This window comes from Arthrobacter sp. TJ-240 (genome assembly GCF_058269195.1).
On sequence record NZ_JBZCNG010000007.1, the window covers coordinates 94,857 to 111,476 of the forward strand.

Genomic DNA, 16,620 nt, shown 5'->3' on the forward strand with positions numbered 1-16,620 from the left:
TACCCACCAACCTAGCCCACCGGCCGCGCCGGCGCCGGGGCGTCCCGCCGGGCCTCGGCGATGCGGGCGAAGGCCGCGATGTCGAGCACCTCGCCCCGCGCCGTGGGATCGACGCCCGCGTCCCGGAGGGCCTGCTCCGCGAGGACGGGGCTGCCCGCCCACCCCGCGAGCGCCGCGCGCAGGGTCTTCCGGCGCTGCGCGAACGCGGCATCGATGACGGCGAACACCTGCTCACGCGTGGCGGTCGTGGCCGGAGGTTCCCGGCGCGTGAAGCGGACGAGGCCGGAGGCGATCTTCGGGGCCGGCCAGAAGACGTTCATGCCCACCACACCGGCCTTGGTCATGCTCGAGTACCAGGCGGCCTTCACGGACGGGACGCCGTAGGTCTTCGAGCCGGGAGGGGCGGCGAGGCGGTCCGCCACCTCGTCCTGCACCATGACGAGCCCGTGCCGCAGGGAGGGGAAACGCTCGAGGAGGTTGAGGACCACGGGCACGGCGACGTTGTAGGGCAGGTTGGCAACGAGGGCGGTGGGCTCGTGCGGCAGGTCCGTCACGCGCAGCGCGTCCTCGAGGACGACGTCGAGGGCCGCGGTGCGCTCGGGCCGCCACTGCGCGACGGTGGCCGGCAGCCTCCCGGCGAGCACCGGGTCGATCTCGACGGCGACCACGCGCTCGGCGGCGTCGAGCAGGCCGAGCGTGAGGGACCCGAGGCCGGGGCCCACCTCGAGGACGGTCTCGTCAGCGCCGAGGTTCGCCGCGGCGACGATCCTGCGGATGGTGTTGCCGTCGATCACGAAGTTCTGCCCGAGGGTCTTGGTGGGCCGGATGTCGACGTCGGCCGCGAGGCGCCGGATGTCGGCGGCGCCGAGGAGGGGTGCGGGCGTGCCGGCGGCGGGGGGCGTAGTCACCCTGCCATGGTATCCGTCGCGCCGCGACGGGCAGGCGGCACTCCGCGTGCTGCACGTGCGTCGAGGGGCGGATCGGGAGTCGGCGACGCCTGGTGGGAGCCCTGGTCTCAGGAGGGCCCCCGGCGCCGCCGACCCGATCAGGGCAGCTCCCTGCTGGGAAGGAAAGCTGCCGGTCGCACCGCCGTCTTCCGGTCTCACGAGAAGGACGGTACGGGGAGGGCTACCGGCTTCGGCGCGATGACTCGTCGGCAGTGCCTCTCCTTGAAGAACAGTACGGAGGAAGAAAGGCACGGGCACGGGTGCTCCCTACCCGAATCCGGTCGACCGGTACTCGCACTCCGGTCCGGAGCTACGTGTGATCGGGGACACGCTCCTCGCAGGCCCGCGGGGGCCGGTTCCGGCCCCGTACGGAGCCTGGTCCTGCGACCGCCGGATCAGTTCCACGCGCCGTAGACGGCCTCCGTGTTCGCCGTCAGCCGGGCGCACAGGGCGTCGAGGTCGGTGTCCAGGATCCCCGCCATGGCGCGCACCGTATAGGGGACCAGGTAGGCGGCGTTGGGCCTGCCGCGGAAGGGGTGCGGTGTGAGGAAGGGGGCGTCCGTCTCGGTGAGCACGAGGGCGGGATCGGCGACGAGCAGGGCCTCGCGCAGGTTCTCGGCGTTGCGGAACGTCACGGTCCCGGCGAAGGACATGTACCACCCGTGCTCGTTGCAGATACGGGCCAGGCCGGCGTCGCCCGAGAAGCAGTGCAGCACCACGCGGTCGGGGGCACCGTCGGCCAGGAGGGTGGCCACCACGTCGTCGTGCGCGTCCCGGTCGTGGATCTGCAGCGCCTTGCCGAGCCGCTTCGCGATGTCGATGTGGCGGCGGAAGGAGGCGAGCTGGCTCCCCCGGCCGCCCTCCCCTGTGCGGAAGTAGTCGAGCCCCGTTTCCCCGAGCGCCCGGATACGGGGACCCGCGGCGAGGCGTTCGATCTCCTCGAGGGCGTCGTCGAGCGTCCCGGCCCCGGCGAGCAGCGGAGCATCGTTGGGGTGCAGCGCCACGGCGCCGAGCAGCCGGTGGTCCTGCTCCACGACCTCGGCCGTGAAGCGCGACGACGCGAGGTCGGTGCCCACCTGGACCGCGCCCCGCACCCCCGCCGCCTCGGCCGCGTCCAGGGCGTCCCCGATGGACACCGCCGGGCCCTCCCGGAAGTCGAAGTGCGTGTGGTTGTCGATCACGGGAACGGCCAGCGGCTCCGGCAGGGGCGGGTACCCGCCCTTGCGCCGCCGTCGGGCCGCCTCCGCGCCACCGTCCGCACCACCGTCCGCAGCACCGTCCCCTTCGATGTCCCCTTTTCCGGTGCCGGCTTCCGGCTCCCGGTAGGCCGGCGGGGTCTCCCCCACGGCGTAGGGATGGCGGACCGATGCTGCACTGTTACACATGGTGCAAGCCTATCGACGGCACGGAACTTATCTGCCGGTGATCAAGTTGACCTAGTAATCTGTTGAATCAGCCAGGCTGTCCTGCCCCGTGCCGGAGAGGCCGTGGCCGTTTCCTGCGTGTCGCCTGCACGGCCGCCCGGCCGACGCCTGCTCCCGCAGCCGCACGCATGGAAGGTACCCATGGACGTCCAGCACAACATCGCCGAGGCCGCAGCGGAACCGCGAAGGGCGGCACCAGCGGAGCCGGACGTCCCCGGTGCCCGTTTCCACGACATCAGTTCGCGCATCCTCGGCTCGATCAACACGGTGATCGACGGCAAGCCCGAGGCCGCGCGCCTCGCCCTCACCGTCCTGCTGGCCCAGGGCCACCTGCTCCTCGAGGACGTACCGGGCGTCGGCAAGACGCTGCTCGCGAAGACCCTCGCACGGACCATCGACTGCACTGTGAACCGCATCCAGTTCACCCCGGACCTGCTGCCGTCCGACGTCACCGGGGTCTCCATCTTCAGCCAGGAAACCCGGCGCTTCGAGTTCCGGCCCGGACCGGTCTTCGCGAACATCGTCATCGGCGACGAGATCAACAGGGCCTCGGCCAAGACGCAGTCCTCCCTCCTCGAGTGCATGGAGGAGCACCAGGTCACCGTGGACGGCACCACGCACGCGCTCGGCGACCCCTTCATGGTGGTCGCCACGCAGAACCCCATCGAGATGGAGGGCACCTACCCCCTGCCCGAGGCGCAGCGCGACCGCTTCATGGCCCGGATCTCCCTGGGCTACCCGGATTCCCGTGCCGAGGTGGACATGCTCGAGACGCACCAGTCCGTGTCCCCGCTCGAGGGGATCCGGCCCGTGGCGAGCGTGTCGGACATCGCCGCCATGATGCGCGAGGTGCGCGGCGTCTACGTCTCGCCCGCCGTCAAGGAGTACACCGTCGCCGTCGGGCACGCCACGCGCCAGCACCCGCGGCTGCGGCTCGGCGCGAGCCCCCGGTCCCTGCTGCAGCTGCTCCGTGCGGCGAAGGCGGGCTCGGCGCTCGAGGGCCGCGACTTCGTGCTGCCCGACGACGTCGCCGCCGTCGCCGACGCGGTGCTCGCGCACCGGCTCCTGCTGGACCGCAAGGCGACGAGTGCGGGTGAGACGGCGTCGAGCATCGTGCAGGACATCCTGTCGCGGGTTCCGGTGGCGCGCGGGATCCAGCGGCGATGACGGCCCGGGCGGGCACCTGATGGCCCTTCTCGACAGGCTCCCCTCGCGCGTCCTGACGGTACGCGGATGGGGCTTCGTCCTCACCGCGGTCGTCGCGCTCCTGTCCGCGCAGGTGCTCGGCCGCCGTGACCTGCTGTACGTGGGGATCCTGCTCGCGGCCCTGCCCGTCGCCTCGATCGTCGTCCTGAGGCTCGTCAAGCCCCGCTTCACGGTGGGTCGCCGGTTCCAGCCGCAGTCCATGGAGATCGGCTCGACGACGACCGTCACGCTATCCCTCACGGCCTCCGCGGCGGGAGGCGCGAGCATCGCGATGGAGGAGCAGCTGCCCGCGCGCTTCGGGCAGGCACCGCAGTTCACCTACCCCTCGCGCAACCCGACGCCGGACGGCACGTCCCTCTACGAGTACCGGCTCCGCTCCACCTCGCGGGGCGTCTACTTCATCGGCCCCGTCACCGCCGAGTTCACCGACCCGTTCGGTCTCGCGAAGTCCCGGCACGTCCTCGGCGGCGCGGACGGGCTCGTGGTCACCCCCGCCCCGCTCGAGCTGCTCGCCTCCACCCTGTCGGGCTCGCGCGGCAACGACGGCCTGGCCGCGACGCACCGCCAGGCGAACCCGAGCGACGACGACGTCATGACGCGCGAGTACCGGCACGGCGACTCCATGCGACGCGTCCACTGGGCGGCGACCGCCCGGCACAGCGAACTCATGGTGCGGCAGGAGGAGTCCGTGACCACGCCGCAGGCCACCCTGCTGATGGACCAGCGGCACGCGAGCTTCAGCGGCGGGTTCACGGCCGCCTTCGCGGGCGACGCCGCCGGCAACGGGCTCTCCACCTCGCCCACGTTCGAGTGGGCGGTCACGGCGGTGATGTCCGTGAGCGCCCACCTGCTGGAGCGCAACTACGCCCTGCGGTTCCTCGACCACCAGGGCGCGCCGGCGCTGCTGCGCTCCCCGTCGGCGCCGTTCCCGACCGACGAGGAACACCACGGCCAGGGCGCCGTCAACGGCATCGCCGAGGGCCTCGCGGCGCTCGAACTCGGACCCGAGGGCGGGCGCCGCGCCCACCCCGAGGAGGCGCCCGGCGTGTCGGCGCGGACGGGCGACGCGGTGCGCGGCGCCGCACGCCGGCTCCGCCGCGCGGCCACGGACGGCCCCCAGCACACGCCGCACGCCGCGTTCGGGGACGATCTGCTGGACAAGCTCGCGGCCACCCGCCACCGCGGCCCGCTGATCGCCGTCCTCGGTACCATCACCGGCGAGGAGGCGCGGGCCCTCGGGTCCGCCGCGGACTACGGCTCCGCGGCCTACGCCCTGATCGTGACGGAGCGGCCCGCCGATGCCCGGCGGCAGCTCGACATCCTCCGCGACGCGGGGTGGCAGGCCACGGCAGCCTCGCCCGCCGCCCACCTGCCCACGGTCTGGGCCGGCCTCGGGAGCGCCGGCACCACACCCGCCGGCGCCCTTCCGACCTCCTCCCCCGGGCCCGTCCGCACCCCACGACACACTCCAGGATCGGCATGACCACGACACTCTCCCGCCCCGCACCCGCCCCGGCCACCGGGTCCCCGGCGGCCCGGCGCGCGCCCTCCGCCGACCCCTGGCACTGGTCCGTCACCGGCGCGTCGCTGCTCGCCGTCCTCGCTGCCGCCACCGGCCTCAACGGCGTCCTCGAACCCTGGACGTGGCTGCTGCCCGTCCTCGGCACACTCGTCCCGGTGCTCCTGGCCATGACGCTGACCCGGACGCTGCGCCTGAACGGCGTCCTCACGGCCCTCGTGGGTCTGCTCGCCCTGATCGGGGCCCTGACCGCGCAGTTCTTCCCGCGGCAGAGCATTCTCGGCATCGTGCCCGGGCCCGGCACCTCGCTCGAGCTCCGGCGTCTCCTCGCGCAGGCCGAGGAGACGGTCGTCTCGCAGGTGGCCCCCGTGCTGCCGGGTGCCGGCATCGTCCTGATCGTGTGCGCGGCGCTGGGGCTCGTGGCCATCATCGTGGACATCCTCTCCACGGCCATGCGCATGCCCGCGGCGAGCGGACTCGGGCTCTTCACGATCCTGATCACCCCGGCCGTCGTGAAGCCCAATGGGGTGGGGATGGCTGCCTTCATCGCCACGGCGCTGGCGTTCCTGCTGCTCCTCGCCGTGGCGCAGTGGCGCGAGAACCGCCTGGCGTCCGGTGGGGCCAGGGCCTCGTCGGGCTTCGCCGGGCGCAGCGCCATCATCGGCTCGGCGGCCCTCGCCGTGACCGTGATCCTGCCGATGCTGGTGCCCGGCTTCAACTCCGGCGCCTTCCCGCAGGGCGCCCGCCTCAACGTGTGGGGCAACGCGACCGGCCTGAACCCGGCCGTGACGCTCGGCAACGACCTCCGCAATCCCACGGGCTTCGGCCGGATCGCGTACTCCACCAACTCCGACGTCCCCCTGTACCTGCGGGCCGTCACACTGGAGAACTTCGACGGCCGCCGCTGGGAACCCGACCAGAGGCTCGACGGCCGCGAGGACGGCGTCGCCGAGATCGGCGGCGAGGACGGCGCCCCCGCACCGGCGCCCGCCGGTTCCACCGTGTTCACGCGCGTCACGACGCAGAGCTACGCGAGCCCCTGGCTGCTCTCGCCCTACGCCCCGGTGGGCATCACCAACCTCACGGGCAACTGGTCGTGGGACCCGGCGAACCTGTCCGTCCTCGCGACCGACGGCGGATCCACCGCGCGCCAGGACTACCTCGTGCAGAGCAGGGCCGCCGAGCTCACACGGGAAGGGCTCGGGGCCATCGGACCGTCGGACGACGACGTCGTCCCGGAGGTCTTCACGCAGCTCCCGCAGGACACACCCGAGGTGGTCCGTACCCGGACCAGCGAGGTCGCGGACGAGTTCGTGAACCCCTACGACAAGGCCATCGCCATCCAGAACTATCTTCGCGGCCCCGACTTCACCTACTCGGTGGAGGCACCGGTGGACGGCGGGTACGACGGCAGCGGCATGGAGGTCATGGCGCGGTTCCTCGACGCGAAGTCCGGGTACTGCGTCCACTACGCCGGCACGATGGCCGTCATGGCCCGGGCTGCGGGCATTCCCAGCCGCGTGGCCATCGGCTACACGCCCGGCAGCCCCACGGGCGACACCACGGAGGGCCCCGGCGGCACGGAACTGCGCGAGTTCGTCGTCGACTCCCGCAACGCGCACGCCTGGCCCGAGCTGTACTTCGAGGGTGTGGGGTGGGTGCAGTTCGAACCGACGCCCTCACGCGGCGTGGTCCCCACCTACGCCCAGCAGTCCTCCACCCCGGTGGGGCCGCGTGCGGACGACACCGACGACCTGAACCCCGGCGCCCGCACCGACCCGGACGACCAGACGTCGTCGTCGGCCGAGCCCTCGGGCTCAGCCGACGAGTCCGGTACTGGGCCGCAGGAGGAGGCCACGCCGGCCGCCGGAGCGCTCGCCCTGGGGAGCATCGGGCTGCTGGCGCTCCTGCCGCTGCTGCTCCGGACATCGAGGACCCGGTCCCGGCGCCGCGCCGTGACGGTCGGCGAGGTCTTGCCGGGTGCGGCAGGGGCGGCGACCGCCGCCTGGGCCGAGACGACGGAGATCGCCGGCGACTACGGCTACCGGCTCGAACCCACCGATACCCCCCGCACCTTCGTCGGTCGCCTCGCCAAGGACGCCGGGCTGGCAGGCGAACCCGTCGCCTCGCTCGGCAGGCTGCAGTCGGCCTACGAGTACGAGGAGTACGCCGACCACGACCCCGCAGCCACCGCGGGCGGCGCGGGAGCTCCTGCCGTGGCGACGCTCGCACGGCCCGTGGCCGTGCCCCGCTGGGACGACGTCGACACCGTGACGCGTGCGCTCCGGCGCGGCAGTTCGTGGGGTCGGCGGGTCAGGGCGCGCCTGTTCCCGCAGTCGCTGCTCAACAGGTTCCGGAGCGGCATCCGACGCTGACCGGCCTCGAACCGTCGGGCACGCGCAGGGACACCGAAAGCAGGGACACCGAAAGCAGGCACCCGATCGGGTGCCGGCCTTCGGCTTCGGTGCCTAGGAGGCGTACGGATCGGCGATGCCGACGTACTGCGTGTACAGGTACTCCTCGATGCCTTCCGCGCCGCCCTCACGGCCGAGGCCGGACTGCTTGACCCCGCCGAAGGGTGCGGCCGCGTTGGACACCACGCCCGCATTGAGGCCCATCATGCCGGTGTCGAGGCGCTCGCCGATGCGGAGCCCGCGATTGAGGTCGCGGGTGAAGACGTACGCCACGAGGCCGTACTCGGTGTCGTTGGCCAGGTCCACGGCCTCGTCCTCGGTGTCGAACGTGATGATCGGGGCCACCGGGCCGAAGATCTCCTCCTGCATGATGCGCGCGGTCCGCGGGACGCCCGTCAGGACGGTGGCCTGGTAGAAGTAGCCGTCCCCCGTCACGGGGGCCCCTCCGGTGACGGTCTGCGCGCCGTCGCCGACGGCGGACGTCACGAGTTCGTGCACCTTGTCGCGGCTCTTCCGGTCGATCAGGGGGCCGAGCTTGGATTCGTCCTCGGTGCCGCGGGCCGGCGTCATGCCCTTCATGCGCTCCGCGAGCGCCGCGGCGAAGCGGTCGGCCACGGAGGCGTGCACGATGAACCGGTTGGCGGCCGTGCAGGCCTCCCCCATGTTGCGCAGCTTCGCGAGCATCGCGCCCTCCACGGCGGCGTCGAGGTCGGCGTCCTCGAAGACGATGAACGGGGCGTTGCCGCCGAGTTCCATGCTGGTCCTCAGCACGTTCTTGGATGCCGCGGCCAGGAGGCTGCGGCCCACGGGCGTGGAGCCCGTGAAGGAGAGCTTGCGCAGGCGTGGGTCCTCGATGAGCGGCCCGGTGACGTCGCCCGCCGTCGTCGTGTTGACGATGTTGAGGACGCCGGCCGGCAGGCCCGCCTCCTGCAGGACGGTCGCGAACAGCGAGGACGTCAGGGGCGTGAGATTCGCGGGCTTGAGCACCATGGTGCAGCCCGCGGCGATCGCGGGGGCGATTTTGCGGGTGGCCATGGCCAGCGGGAAGTTCCACGGCGTGATGAGCAGGCATGGGCCCACGGGCTTCTTGCTGACGAGCAGGCGGGACTTCCCGTCGGGGGACGTGGAGTAGCGGCCCGACGCGCGCACCGACTCCTCCGAGAACCACCGCAGGAACTCGGCACCGTACGTGACCTCGCCGCGCGCCTCCGCGAGCGGCTTGCCCATCTCGAGCGTCATGAGGAGTGCGAACTCGTCGGCGCGGGCGGTGACCAGGTCGAAGGCCCGCCGCAGGATCTCGCCCCGCTCCCGCGGGGCCGTTCGCGCCCAGTCGGCCTGCGCGGCGACCGCGGCGTCCAGTGCGGCCATGCCGTCCTCCGGAGTGGCGTCGGCGAGCGTCCGCAGGGTGCGGCCGGTCGCGGGGTCCTCGACGTCGAACGTGGCACCGGAGGACGACGCCCGCCATTGCCCGCCGATGAAGAGCCCGGTGGGCACCTTGTCGAGTACTGCCTTCTCCTGGTCGGCGGTGACGGCCATCTTGAGCTCCTTCGCGAAGATACTGCGGGTTCGGTACTGGGGTTCGGTACTGGGGTTCGGTACTGGGGTTCGGTACCGGCTTGCCGGTCGCCCCGCGCGGGGGCATCCCGCTCACGCTAGACCCGGCGGAGAAGGGGTGTCCAGTGAAGGCTGCACTCCGGAAGTGCTCGCGCATTGGGCGACTGCACAGGCCGGTCGCGGCTCGTCGCCGGTGGTTCAGCGCGCGGCGATCACCGCGGCGTACAGCTCCCGCTTGCTGACCCGGCTCTCCGCGGCCACGGCCGCCACGGCGTCCTTGAGCCGCATCCCGCCGGCGATCAGGGCATTGACGTCGACCACGTGGTCCTCCGGGCGGGACGGCGCGGACTCCGGCGCACCGCCGACGACGACGGCGATCTCGCCCCGGACCTCACCCTCCTGGGCCCACTGGAGGAGTTCGAGCAGCGTGCCGCGGATGACCTGCTCGTACACCTTCGTGAGCTCCCGTGCCACGGCGGCGGGCCGCTCGGAGCCGAAGGTCTGCTGCAGCGAGCGCAGCATCGCTTCGAGGCGGTGGGGGGCCTCGAAGAACACCATGGTGCGTCGCTCCGCCGCGAGGTCGATCAGGCGCGCCGTCCTGAGGCCCGACTTCCGCGGCAGGAACCCCTCGAAGCAGAACCGGTCGGTGGGGAGACCGGACAGCGCGAGCGCCGCGAGGACGGCCGAGGCGCCCGGCACCGCCGTCAGGTCGATCCCCTCGGCGACCGCCGCCTCCACCAGGCGGTAGCCCGGGTCCGACACCGACGGCATGCCGGCGTCGGTCACCATGAGCAGGGTTGCACCCTCCCGCACCAGGTCCAGGAGTTCGGGCGTCCGTTCGGTCTCGTTGTGCTCGTGGTAGCTGATCACGCGGCCCGCGACGGTCACGCCGAGCGCCTGCACGAGCCGGTGCAGGCGGCGCGTGTCCTCGGCCGCGATGACGTCCGCGGTCCGGAGCAGGCCGATCAGCCGCTCGGTCGCATCGCCCATGTTGCCGATCGGCGTCGCCGCCAGGACGATCCGCCCCCGGCCGCTGCCGTCACCCGCGGTGCCGCGATAGGCCGTCCCGGGGACGCGGGCGTCCTGCTCCGGGTCGTCGTCGCCGGTTTCGGCGTCCGGCTCGCCGAGCGCGGTATCGGCGTCCGGCTCGCCGAGCCCGGTATCGGCGTCCGCAGCCGCGGGATCGCCGGGTCCGTCGTCGTTCCAGTCCCTGTCCTCCCGGGAGGTGTCACTGCTCGTGTCAGGGGTCGCGGCGTTGCGTGGCTGGTTCACCGGACCAGCCTAGCCGCCCCGGCCGCCGCGGTCCGGAGCCCGTGGACCCCTGGGCCGGCCACTCGTCCCGGCCTGCCGGGCGGGCGCTGGAACCGCCGGTAGCATGACAGGGTGAGCCACACCGCCGTCCAGCCCCGACCGGACAGTCCCCAGCCGGGCGGTTCCTGGATCGTCGCTCCGCTGCGCGCCTACACACGCGCCCACCTCACCACCCGGCTCCTCGGCGCCGCTGCTCCCGGCGGAGCGCTCCGCTGGATCCTGCCGCTCGCCATGGCGGTGCTCGGGGGGATCCTGCGCTTCGTGCGGCTCGACGAGCCCGGGTCGCTCGTGTTCGACGAGACGTACTACGTCAAGGACGCCTACTCGATGCTGCAGTCGGGCTACGAGCGCGAGTGGCCCGAGAACGCCAACGACTCCTTCAACGCGGGCAACCCCGGCGTGCTCCTCGACTCCCCCGACTACGTGGTGCATCCGCCGGTCGGCAAGTGGATGATCGCCGTCGGCATGCTGCTGCTCGGCTCCGACAATGCCTTCGGCTGGCGCTTCTCGGCGGCGGCGATCGGCACGCTCTCGGTCCTCCTGCTCGCGCTCGTGGCCCAGCGCATGTTCGGGTCCGCCCTGCTCGGCGCCGCCGCGGGTCTGCTGCTCGCCATCGACGGACACCACCTCGTCGAATCGCGGACGTCGCTGCTCGACATCTTCCTCAGCTTCTGGCTGCTCGCGGCCTTCGCGGCCCTGCTCCTCGACCGCGACGACGGCAGGCGCCGGCTGGCGCTACGGCTCTCCGCGAAGGCGGGCGACGACGGCGTCCCTCCGCCTTCCCGCCTGGCCTACGGGCCCTTCCTCGGGTTCCGCGCCTGGCGCCTCGTGGCCGGGATCTGCCTCGGCCTCGCCCTCGGGACCAAGTGGTCGGCCCTCCCGTTCATCGCCGCGTTCGGCCTCCTCACGCTCGCCTGGGACCTCAGCGCACGCCGCATCGCGGGGGTGCACCACTGGTTCCTTGCCGGCGTGCTGAAGGACGGTCCGCTCGCGTTCGCCTGTATCGTCCCCGTGGCCCTGCTGACCTACCTGGCCACCTGGACGGGCTGGTTCCTCTCCACGGACGCCTACGACCGCACCTGGGCGGAGCGCAACCCGTCGGAGCAGTGGGGCTGGCTCCCGGACGGGCTGCGCTCGCTGGCCGAGTACCACCGGAGTGCGTTCTCCTTCCACCAGGGGCTCGGCACCGACCACCCGTACGAGGCGAGTGCCTGGACGTGGCTGGTCATGGGACGGCCGACGTCGTTCTTCTACGAGAAGCCCTCGGGCTGCGGCGCGGACGCCTGCTCGCAGGCCGTGACGGGGCTCGGGAACCCGCTCATCTGGTGGGGTGCGGCGCTGTCCCTGCTCGTGCTGCTGTTCTACTGGGTGGGCCGCCGCGACTGGCGTGCCGCGGCCATCCTGACCGGCGTCGCCGCGGGCTACCTGCCGTGGTTCCTGTACCCGGAGCGCACCACCTTCTATTTCTACGCCGTGTCCTTCGAACCGTTCCTCGTGCTGGCCCTCGTGTACTGCCTGGGCCTCGTGCTCGGCGGACCGGACGCGGACGGGGCCCGCCGTCGGCGGGGTATCGTGCTGGTGGGGGTGTACCTGGCGGCCGCCGTCGCGCTGTCCGCCTATTTCCTGCCTATCTGGACGGCCGAGGTCATCCCGTACGACCAGTGGCGCATGCGCATGTGGCTGCGGAGCTGGATCTAGGGCGAGGCCCCACCCACTGGAACGAAAGCGAGCAATGGTGCGCGAAGCCATCACGGAACTCCTGGTCGACCTCCCGGCGACCGACAACACCACGGACCTCCTCCTGCGGACCCACGACGCCGACCCCGGGCGTGCCCTGTACGCGCTGCGGTCCCAGGGGCAGTGGCGGGACGTCTCGGCGGCGGAGTTCCTGCAGCAGGTGCGCGGCGTGGCCAGGGGCCTGATGGCGCTCGGCGTGCGGCCCGGCGACAGCATCGCCGTCATGTCGAAGACGCGGTACGAGTGGACACTCGCCGACGTCGCGATCTGGTTCGCCGGCGCGGTGACGGTGCCCATCTACGAGACCTCCTCCGCCCACCAGGTGGCGTGGATCCTCGAGGACGCCGAGCCCGCCGTCGTCTTCGTGGAGGACGAGGGGAAGGCCGGGATCGTGCTCGACGCCGCCGGTCGGTCGGGCCGCGCGGACACGACCACGGTGGTGTACCTGACCGGTGGAGCCGGCGGCACCTCCGGGTCCCCTGGTGCGGGGACGACGCTCCCCGCCCTCGTCGATGGCGGGGCCGGGGTGACCGACGCGGCACTCGAGGCGGCCCGGAGCTCGCGCGGCCTCGCCGACCCGGCGTCGATCGTCTACACCTCGGGCACCACGGGCCGGCCGAAGGGCTGCGTCATCACCCACGGCAACTTCGCGCTGTTCGCCGTGAACACCCTGGAGTTCCTGCCCGAGTTCCTGAAGCAGGAGAACGCGCGCACGCTCATGTTCCTCCCCCTCGCGCACGTGCTGGCGCGGGCCGTGCAGGTGGTCTGCTTCACCGGCGGCATCAAGCTCGCGCATTCCGGGTCTGCGGCGCAGTTGCTCGAGGACCTGACGACGTTCCGGCCCACGTTCCTCCTCGCCGTCCCCCGCATCTTCGAGAAGATCCACGCGTCGGCCGGGCAGAGGGCCGCCGAGGCCGGCAAGGGACGCCTGTTCGCGGCGGCCGAACGGACCGCCGTCGCCTACTCCCGGGCCGTGGACGCCCGCGGGCGCGGCGGTCGCGACCCCTCCCCCGTGCTGCGCGCGTCGCACGCCCTGTTCGACCGCCTCGTCTACCCCCGGCTGCGCGGCGTCTTCGGCGGCGAGGCGACCTACACCGTGTCCGGCGCCAGCCCGCTCAGCGAGCACCTCACCCACTTCTTCCGTGGCGCGGGCATCCTGGTGCAGGAAGGCTACGGCCTGACCGAGAGCACGGCCCCCTGCACCGTGAACACCGTGCCGCTCACGCGCGTCGGGTCCGTGGGCATCCCGATGCCCGGCATGAGCGTCCGGCTCGACGACGACGGCGAGGTGCAGGTGAAGGGGTCGGCCATCTTCGCGGGGTACCACCACAACGACGAGGCGACCGCTGCGGCGTTCACCGACGACGGGTACTTCCGCACGGGCGACCTCGGGTCCCTCGACGAGGACGGCTTCCTGACCATCACGGGCCGCAAGAAGGACCTGCTCGTGACGTCCGGCGGCAAGAACGTGGCGCCGGGTCCGCTCGAGGAGAAGCTCCGGGAGAACCCGCTCGTGGCGCAGGCCGTCGTGGTCGGCGAGGGCAGGCCGTTCATCGGCGCGCTCATCAGCCTGGACCGCGAGGCGCTGGAGCCGTGGGCTGCGGCGCGCGGGAAACAGGGCCTGACGGCCGACGACGCCGCCCGCGACCCCGAGGTCCTGGCCGAACTGCAGACCGCCGTCGACGCCGCGAACGCGACCGTCTCGCAGGCCGAGCAGATCCGGCGCTTCACGGTGCTGGACGTCGAGTTCACCGTGGAGTCCGGGCACCTGACCCCGACGCTGAAGCTGAAGCGCGCCGCCGTCGTCGCCGACCACGCGGCCGCGCTGGCGGAGCTGTACGGAGCGGTGAAGCGCTAGACCCGCCGCGCCCGCCGCGACGCCCCGGACGGGAGGGGTCAGGAAGCGTCCAGCGCCTCACGGTAGCGGGCCTGGGCTGCATCCTGGGCCAGCATCGAACGCTCCCGGCGGGCCTTCGTGGGCCACGTGAGGATCAGTGTGAGGAGCGTCGCGCCGAGGACCAGCACGGCGATGGTGATGGCCGAGTCCGTCCAGAACTGCTCGGGGAACAGCCGGATCAGGGTGTCGTCCACCCGGAACGTCCAGGTCCCGTCCGCGAAGAACAGGGCATGGACCTGCGTGAAGAAGGTCTGCCAGGCCAGTACCGCGAGCACCGTCAGGGCGGCGATGCCCACGAGGGTCAGGACCGCTCCGGCGAACAGCGCCCGCCGGATGCCGCCCTTGTAGCGCCGTGCGAGGTAGGCGCAGGCGAGCACCGACAGCACGAAGAGCACCAGGGCGATGAAGAAGGACAGGCCCAGCACGCCCTTCACGTCCGCCATGTGCCCGACCTCCGACTCGAGGAACAGCGGCTCGCCCTCCGGCGTCACCAGTCCTCCCAGGTATCGCGGGGGCGCGAGGTTCACGACGTAGTCGAGTGCGTAGGACCCGTAGGTCATGCGGTCGTCCAGGGAGAAGCCGAACCGGTCGGCGGGGAAACCGGGCCGGTGGTACTCCAGCCAGAGGAACGACGACGTCGCCACCGCTCGGACGGCCGCCGCGACCACGATGACGGGGAAGAACAGCGCGACGACGACCTGGAGGAAGCGCGCGAGGACGGGCTTGGCGGCCACGGCCTGGTCGCGCACGGCAGCACGCCGCGCGGCGTCCTTGTCGGGGGGCCGGATCGAGAGCGACGCCGTGTCGGTGGAGGGTTCCCGCCCGCCGGAGCCGGACGACGCGTGGCTCCCGCTGCCGACCGCAGCCACGGCGGCGGGCGCCGGGTCGCCCGCGGCCTCATCGGCGTCCGGGCTCTCCGCGGCACGGTCGGGGACCGCCGCGTGCGCCGTATCGGCGGCGTCGGTCGTCGTCGCCCGGGAAGCACCGGCAGGCTCGGCCGACGGTGCGTCAGGAGAAGAGGTCGTGGCAGCGGCGTCATCCTCACCGGACGCGGCCTCACGGGACGCGGCCTCACGGGACGCGGCCTCGCCGGACGCGGCCTCACGGGACGCATCACCGCGGGAGGCATGGACGGACCCGGCATCAGCGGATTCGGCATCAGCGGTGGCGTCGTCCTCGACCGGATCGGCAGGCGACCCGGCGGGATGCGACCCGGCGGAGGAGCGGCGGGAATCCACGGCGCCGTCGTCCGCGATGCCCGACAGGTCGGGCATCGTGCCGGCCTTCCGCCGTGGCAGGTCATGGCGCTGGGCGATGCCCGTCGTGCTCTGATCGTCCGGGGCCGCACTGTCGGTCCGCACGGCGGCCGACGGGTCGTGTTCCGGGTCCCGTGCGCCGGGAGGGGTCGAACGGGTGCTGTCCATCTGTGCCACTGCGTCTCCTCGATCGGTGCCCGCCGGCGCTACGTCCGACGTCCATCGACACTACCGGGCATTCGTGCGACCCGACGGGAGACTCCCCGCGCAGCAGCAGGGAGCCGGACGCCGTCGTCGGCGGTCAGGCGGTGATGACGGCCTCGCCGCGGTCGACGGCGCCGAGGTCCCCGCGGTGCCCGGCCGCGAACGCCCGCCGTCCGAGGACGAGGGTGTAGGTCCAGTAGGCCGCCAGCACCAGGATGCCGATGGTCAGGCGGAGCCACGGCGGCAGTCCGCTCGGCGTCACGAAGCCCTCCACGAGCCCGGAGACGAGCAGCACCAGCACCAGGCCGAGCGCCACCGTGATCAGCGACCGCCCCTCCTCCGCGAGGGCCACGGACCGCAGCCTGCGCCCCGGAGCCGCCCACGCCCAGAAGATGCGCAGCCCGGCGGCCGTGGCGACGAAGATCGCGGTCAGCTCCATGAAGCCGTGCGGGAGGATGTAGAGGAAGAACACGTCGAGCCGGTCGTAGGCCGCCATGGTGCCCGCGGCCATGCCGACGCCCTGCGCGTTCTGGTACAGGATGAAGGCGGGCCAGATGCCGGTGACCCCGAAGGCGACGGCCTGCAGCGCGATCCAGGCGTTGTTGGTCCACACCAGCCCGGCGAAGGACGCAGCGGGGTTCTCGGAGTAGTAGTCGGTGAAGTCCTCCTCCACGTACTGGCGCAGCGCCTCGTCCGGGCCGAGCGCCCCGATGACACCCGGCGTCGCGGCCACCCAGACCGCGTACAGCGCGGCGACCACGAGGAAGGCCGTACCGACCACGACCGTGAGCCACCGGATGCGGTAGAAGGCGGCGGGCAGCGACGCCACGAAGAACTGCGCCACGTCCTCCATAAAGTGGGACCGCGCACCCGTGAAGCGGGTCCGCGCGCGGGACAGGCGCGTGGACAGCGACCCGGAGAGGGCACTCTCCGGGTCGACGGAGCGGATGATGGACAGGTGGGTGGACACGCGCTGATAGAGCACCAGCAGTTCGTCCGCCTCCTCGCCGCGGAGCCTTCGCCGGCCGACGAGCTCGTCCAGTCGTTGCCAGTCGCTGCGGTGCACGGCGATGAATGCGTCCACGTCCATGGGCCCACCCTATAGTTCCGGCGCGGAACCATGGGCTGTGCCGCCGCCCACGCCCGCGGCC

Annotated in this window: 11 protein-coding genes; 5 read left to right on the forward strand and 6 right to left on the reverse strand. The window is 72.6% G+C overall.

The annotated features are described in order from the left end of the window. Positions 1-11 precede the first annotated feature (11 nt). Together rsmA and AC4D2C_RS16125 are read right to left on the reverse strand one after the other, a co-directional pair. On the reverse strand, positions 12-908 hold the full coding sequence (rsmA, locus tag AC4D2C_RS16120) for a 16S rRNA (adenine(1518)-N(6)/adenine(1519)-N(6))-dimethyltransferase RsmA (RefSeq protein ID WP_490915853.1): 897 nt from the start codon (positions 906-908) through the stop codon (positions 12-14). Between the two features lie 434 nt (positions 909-1,342). After that, a complete protein-coding gene (locus AC4D2C_RS16125) occupies positions 1,343-2,332 on the reverse strand; it encodes a TatD family hydrolase (protein WP_490915854.1) in 990 nt (329 codons plus the stop codon). A 180-nt stretch (positions 2,333-2,512) separates the two neighbouring features. Here AC4D2C_RS16125 and AC4D2C_RS16130 point away from each other — a divergent pair, with 180 nt between their 5' ends. The 3 genes from AC4D2C_RS16130 to AC4D2C_RS16140 are packed head-to-tail and all read left to right on the forward strand — an operon-like array spanning position 2,513 to position 7,471. After that, positions 2,513-3,538 carry an AAA family ATPase gene (locus AC4D2C_RS16130; RefSeq protein WP_490915855.1) on the forward strand — a complete coding sequence of 342 codons (1,026 nt, stop codon included), beginning with the start codon at positions 2,513-2,515 and terminating at the stop codon, positions 3,536-3,538. Between the two features lie 19 nt (positions 3,539-3,557). After that, the gene (locus AC4D2C_RS16135) at positions 3,558-5,060 is read left to right on the forward strand and encodes a DUF58 domain-containing protein (RefSeq protein ID WP_490915856.1); all 1,503 of its coding nucleotides are present in this window, start codon (positions 3,558-3,560) and stop codon (positions 5,058-5,060) included. Further along, positions 5,057-7,471, forward strand: coding sequence for a transglutaminase TgpA family protein (locus AC4D2C_RS16140; protein WP_490915857.1), 2,415 nt, complete (start codon positions 5,057-5,059; stop codon positions 7,469-7,471). Before AC4D2C_RS16135 ends, AC4D2C_RS16140 begins: the two co-directional genes overlap by 4 nt. 93 nt (positions 7,472-7,564) lie before the next feature. On the opposite strand, the gene AC4D2C_RS16145 is transcribed toward AC4D2C_RS16140, so the two are convergent. Together AC4D2C_RS16145 and rsmI are read right to left on the reverse strand one after the other, a co-directional pair. Next, positions 7,565-9,046, reverse strand: coding sequence for an NAD-dependent succinate-semialdehyde dehydrogenase (locus AC4D2C_RS16145; RefSeq protein ID WP_490915858.1), 1,482 nt, complete (start codon positions 9,044-9,046; stop codon positions 7,565-7,567). A 216-nt stretch (positions 9,047-9,262) separates the two neighbouring features. After that, complete coding sequence (gene rsmI / locus AC4D2C_RS16150) at positions 9,263-10,084, reverse strand: 16S rRNA (cytidine(1402)-2'-O)-methyltransferase (protein WP_490905873.1); 822 nt, start codon at positions 10,082-10,084, stop codon at positions 9,263-9,265. A gap of 363 nt (positions 10,085-10,447) precedes the next feature. Between rsmI and AC4D2C_RS16155 the strand changes: the two genes are divergently transcribed. Both AC4D2C_RS16155 and AC4D2C_RS16160 read left to right on the forward strand, forming a co-directional pair. Continuing rightward, the gene (locus tag AC4D2C_RS16155) at positions 10,448-12,073 is read left to right on the forward strand and encodes a dolichyl-phosphate-mannose--protein mannosyltransferase (RefSeq protein WP_490915859.1); all 1,626 of its coding nucleotides are present in this window, start codon (positions 10,448-10,450) and stop codon (positions 12,071-12,073) included. Positions 12,074-12,110: 37 nt separating this feature from the next. Next, positions 12,111-13,970, forward strand: coding sequence for an AMP-dependent synthetase/ligase (locus AC4D2C_RS16160; RefSeq protein ID WP_490915932.1), 1,860 nt, complete (start codon positions 12,111-12,113; stop codon positions 13,968-13,970). Positions 13,971-14,008: 38 nt separating this feature from the next. On the opposite strand, the gene AC4D2C_RS16165 is transcribed toward AC4D2C_RS16160, so the two are convergent. Together AC4D2C_RS16165 and AC4D2C_RS16170 are read right to left on the reverse strand one after the other, a co-directional pair. Further along, positions 14,009-15,433: a TIGR01906 family membrane protein gene (locus tag AC4D2C_RS16165; RefSeq protein WP_490915933.1), complete on the reverse strand. Its 1,425-nt coding sequence runs from the start codon at positions 15,431-15,433 to the stop codon at positions 14,009-14,011. Between the two features lie 133 nt (positions 15,434-15,566). After that, positions 15,567-16,559, reverse strand: a complete 993-nt coding sequence (locus tag AC4D2C_RS16170; RefSeq protein WP_490915860.1) for a stage II sporulation protein M — start codon at positions 16,557-16,559, stop codon at positions 15,567-15,569. Positions 16,560-16,620: the final 61 nt, after the last annotated feature.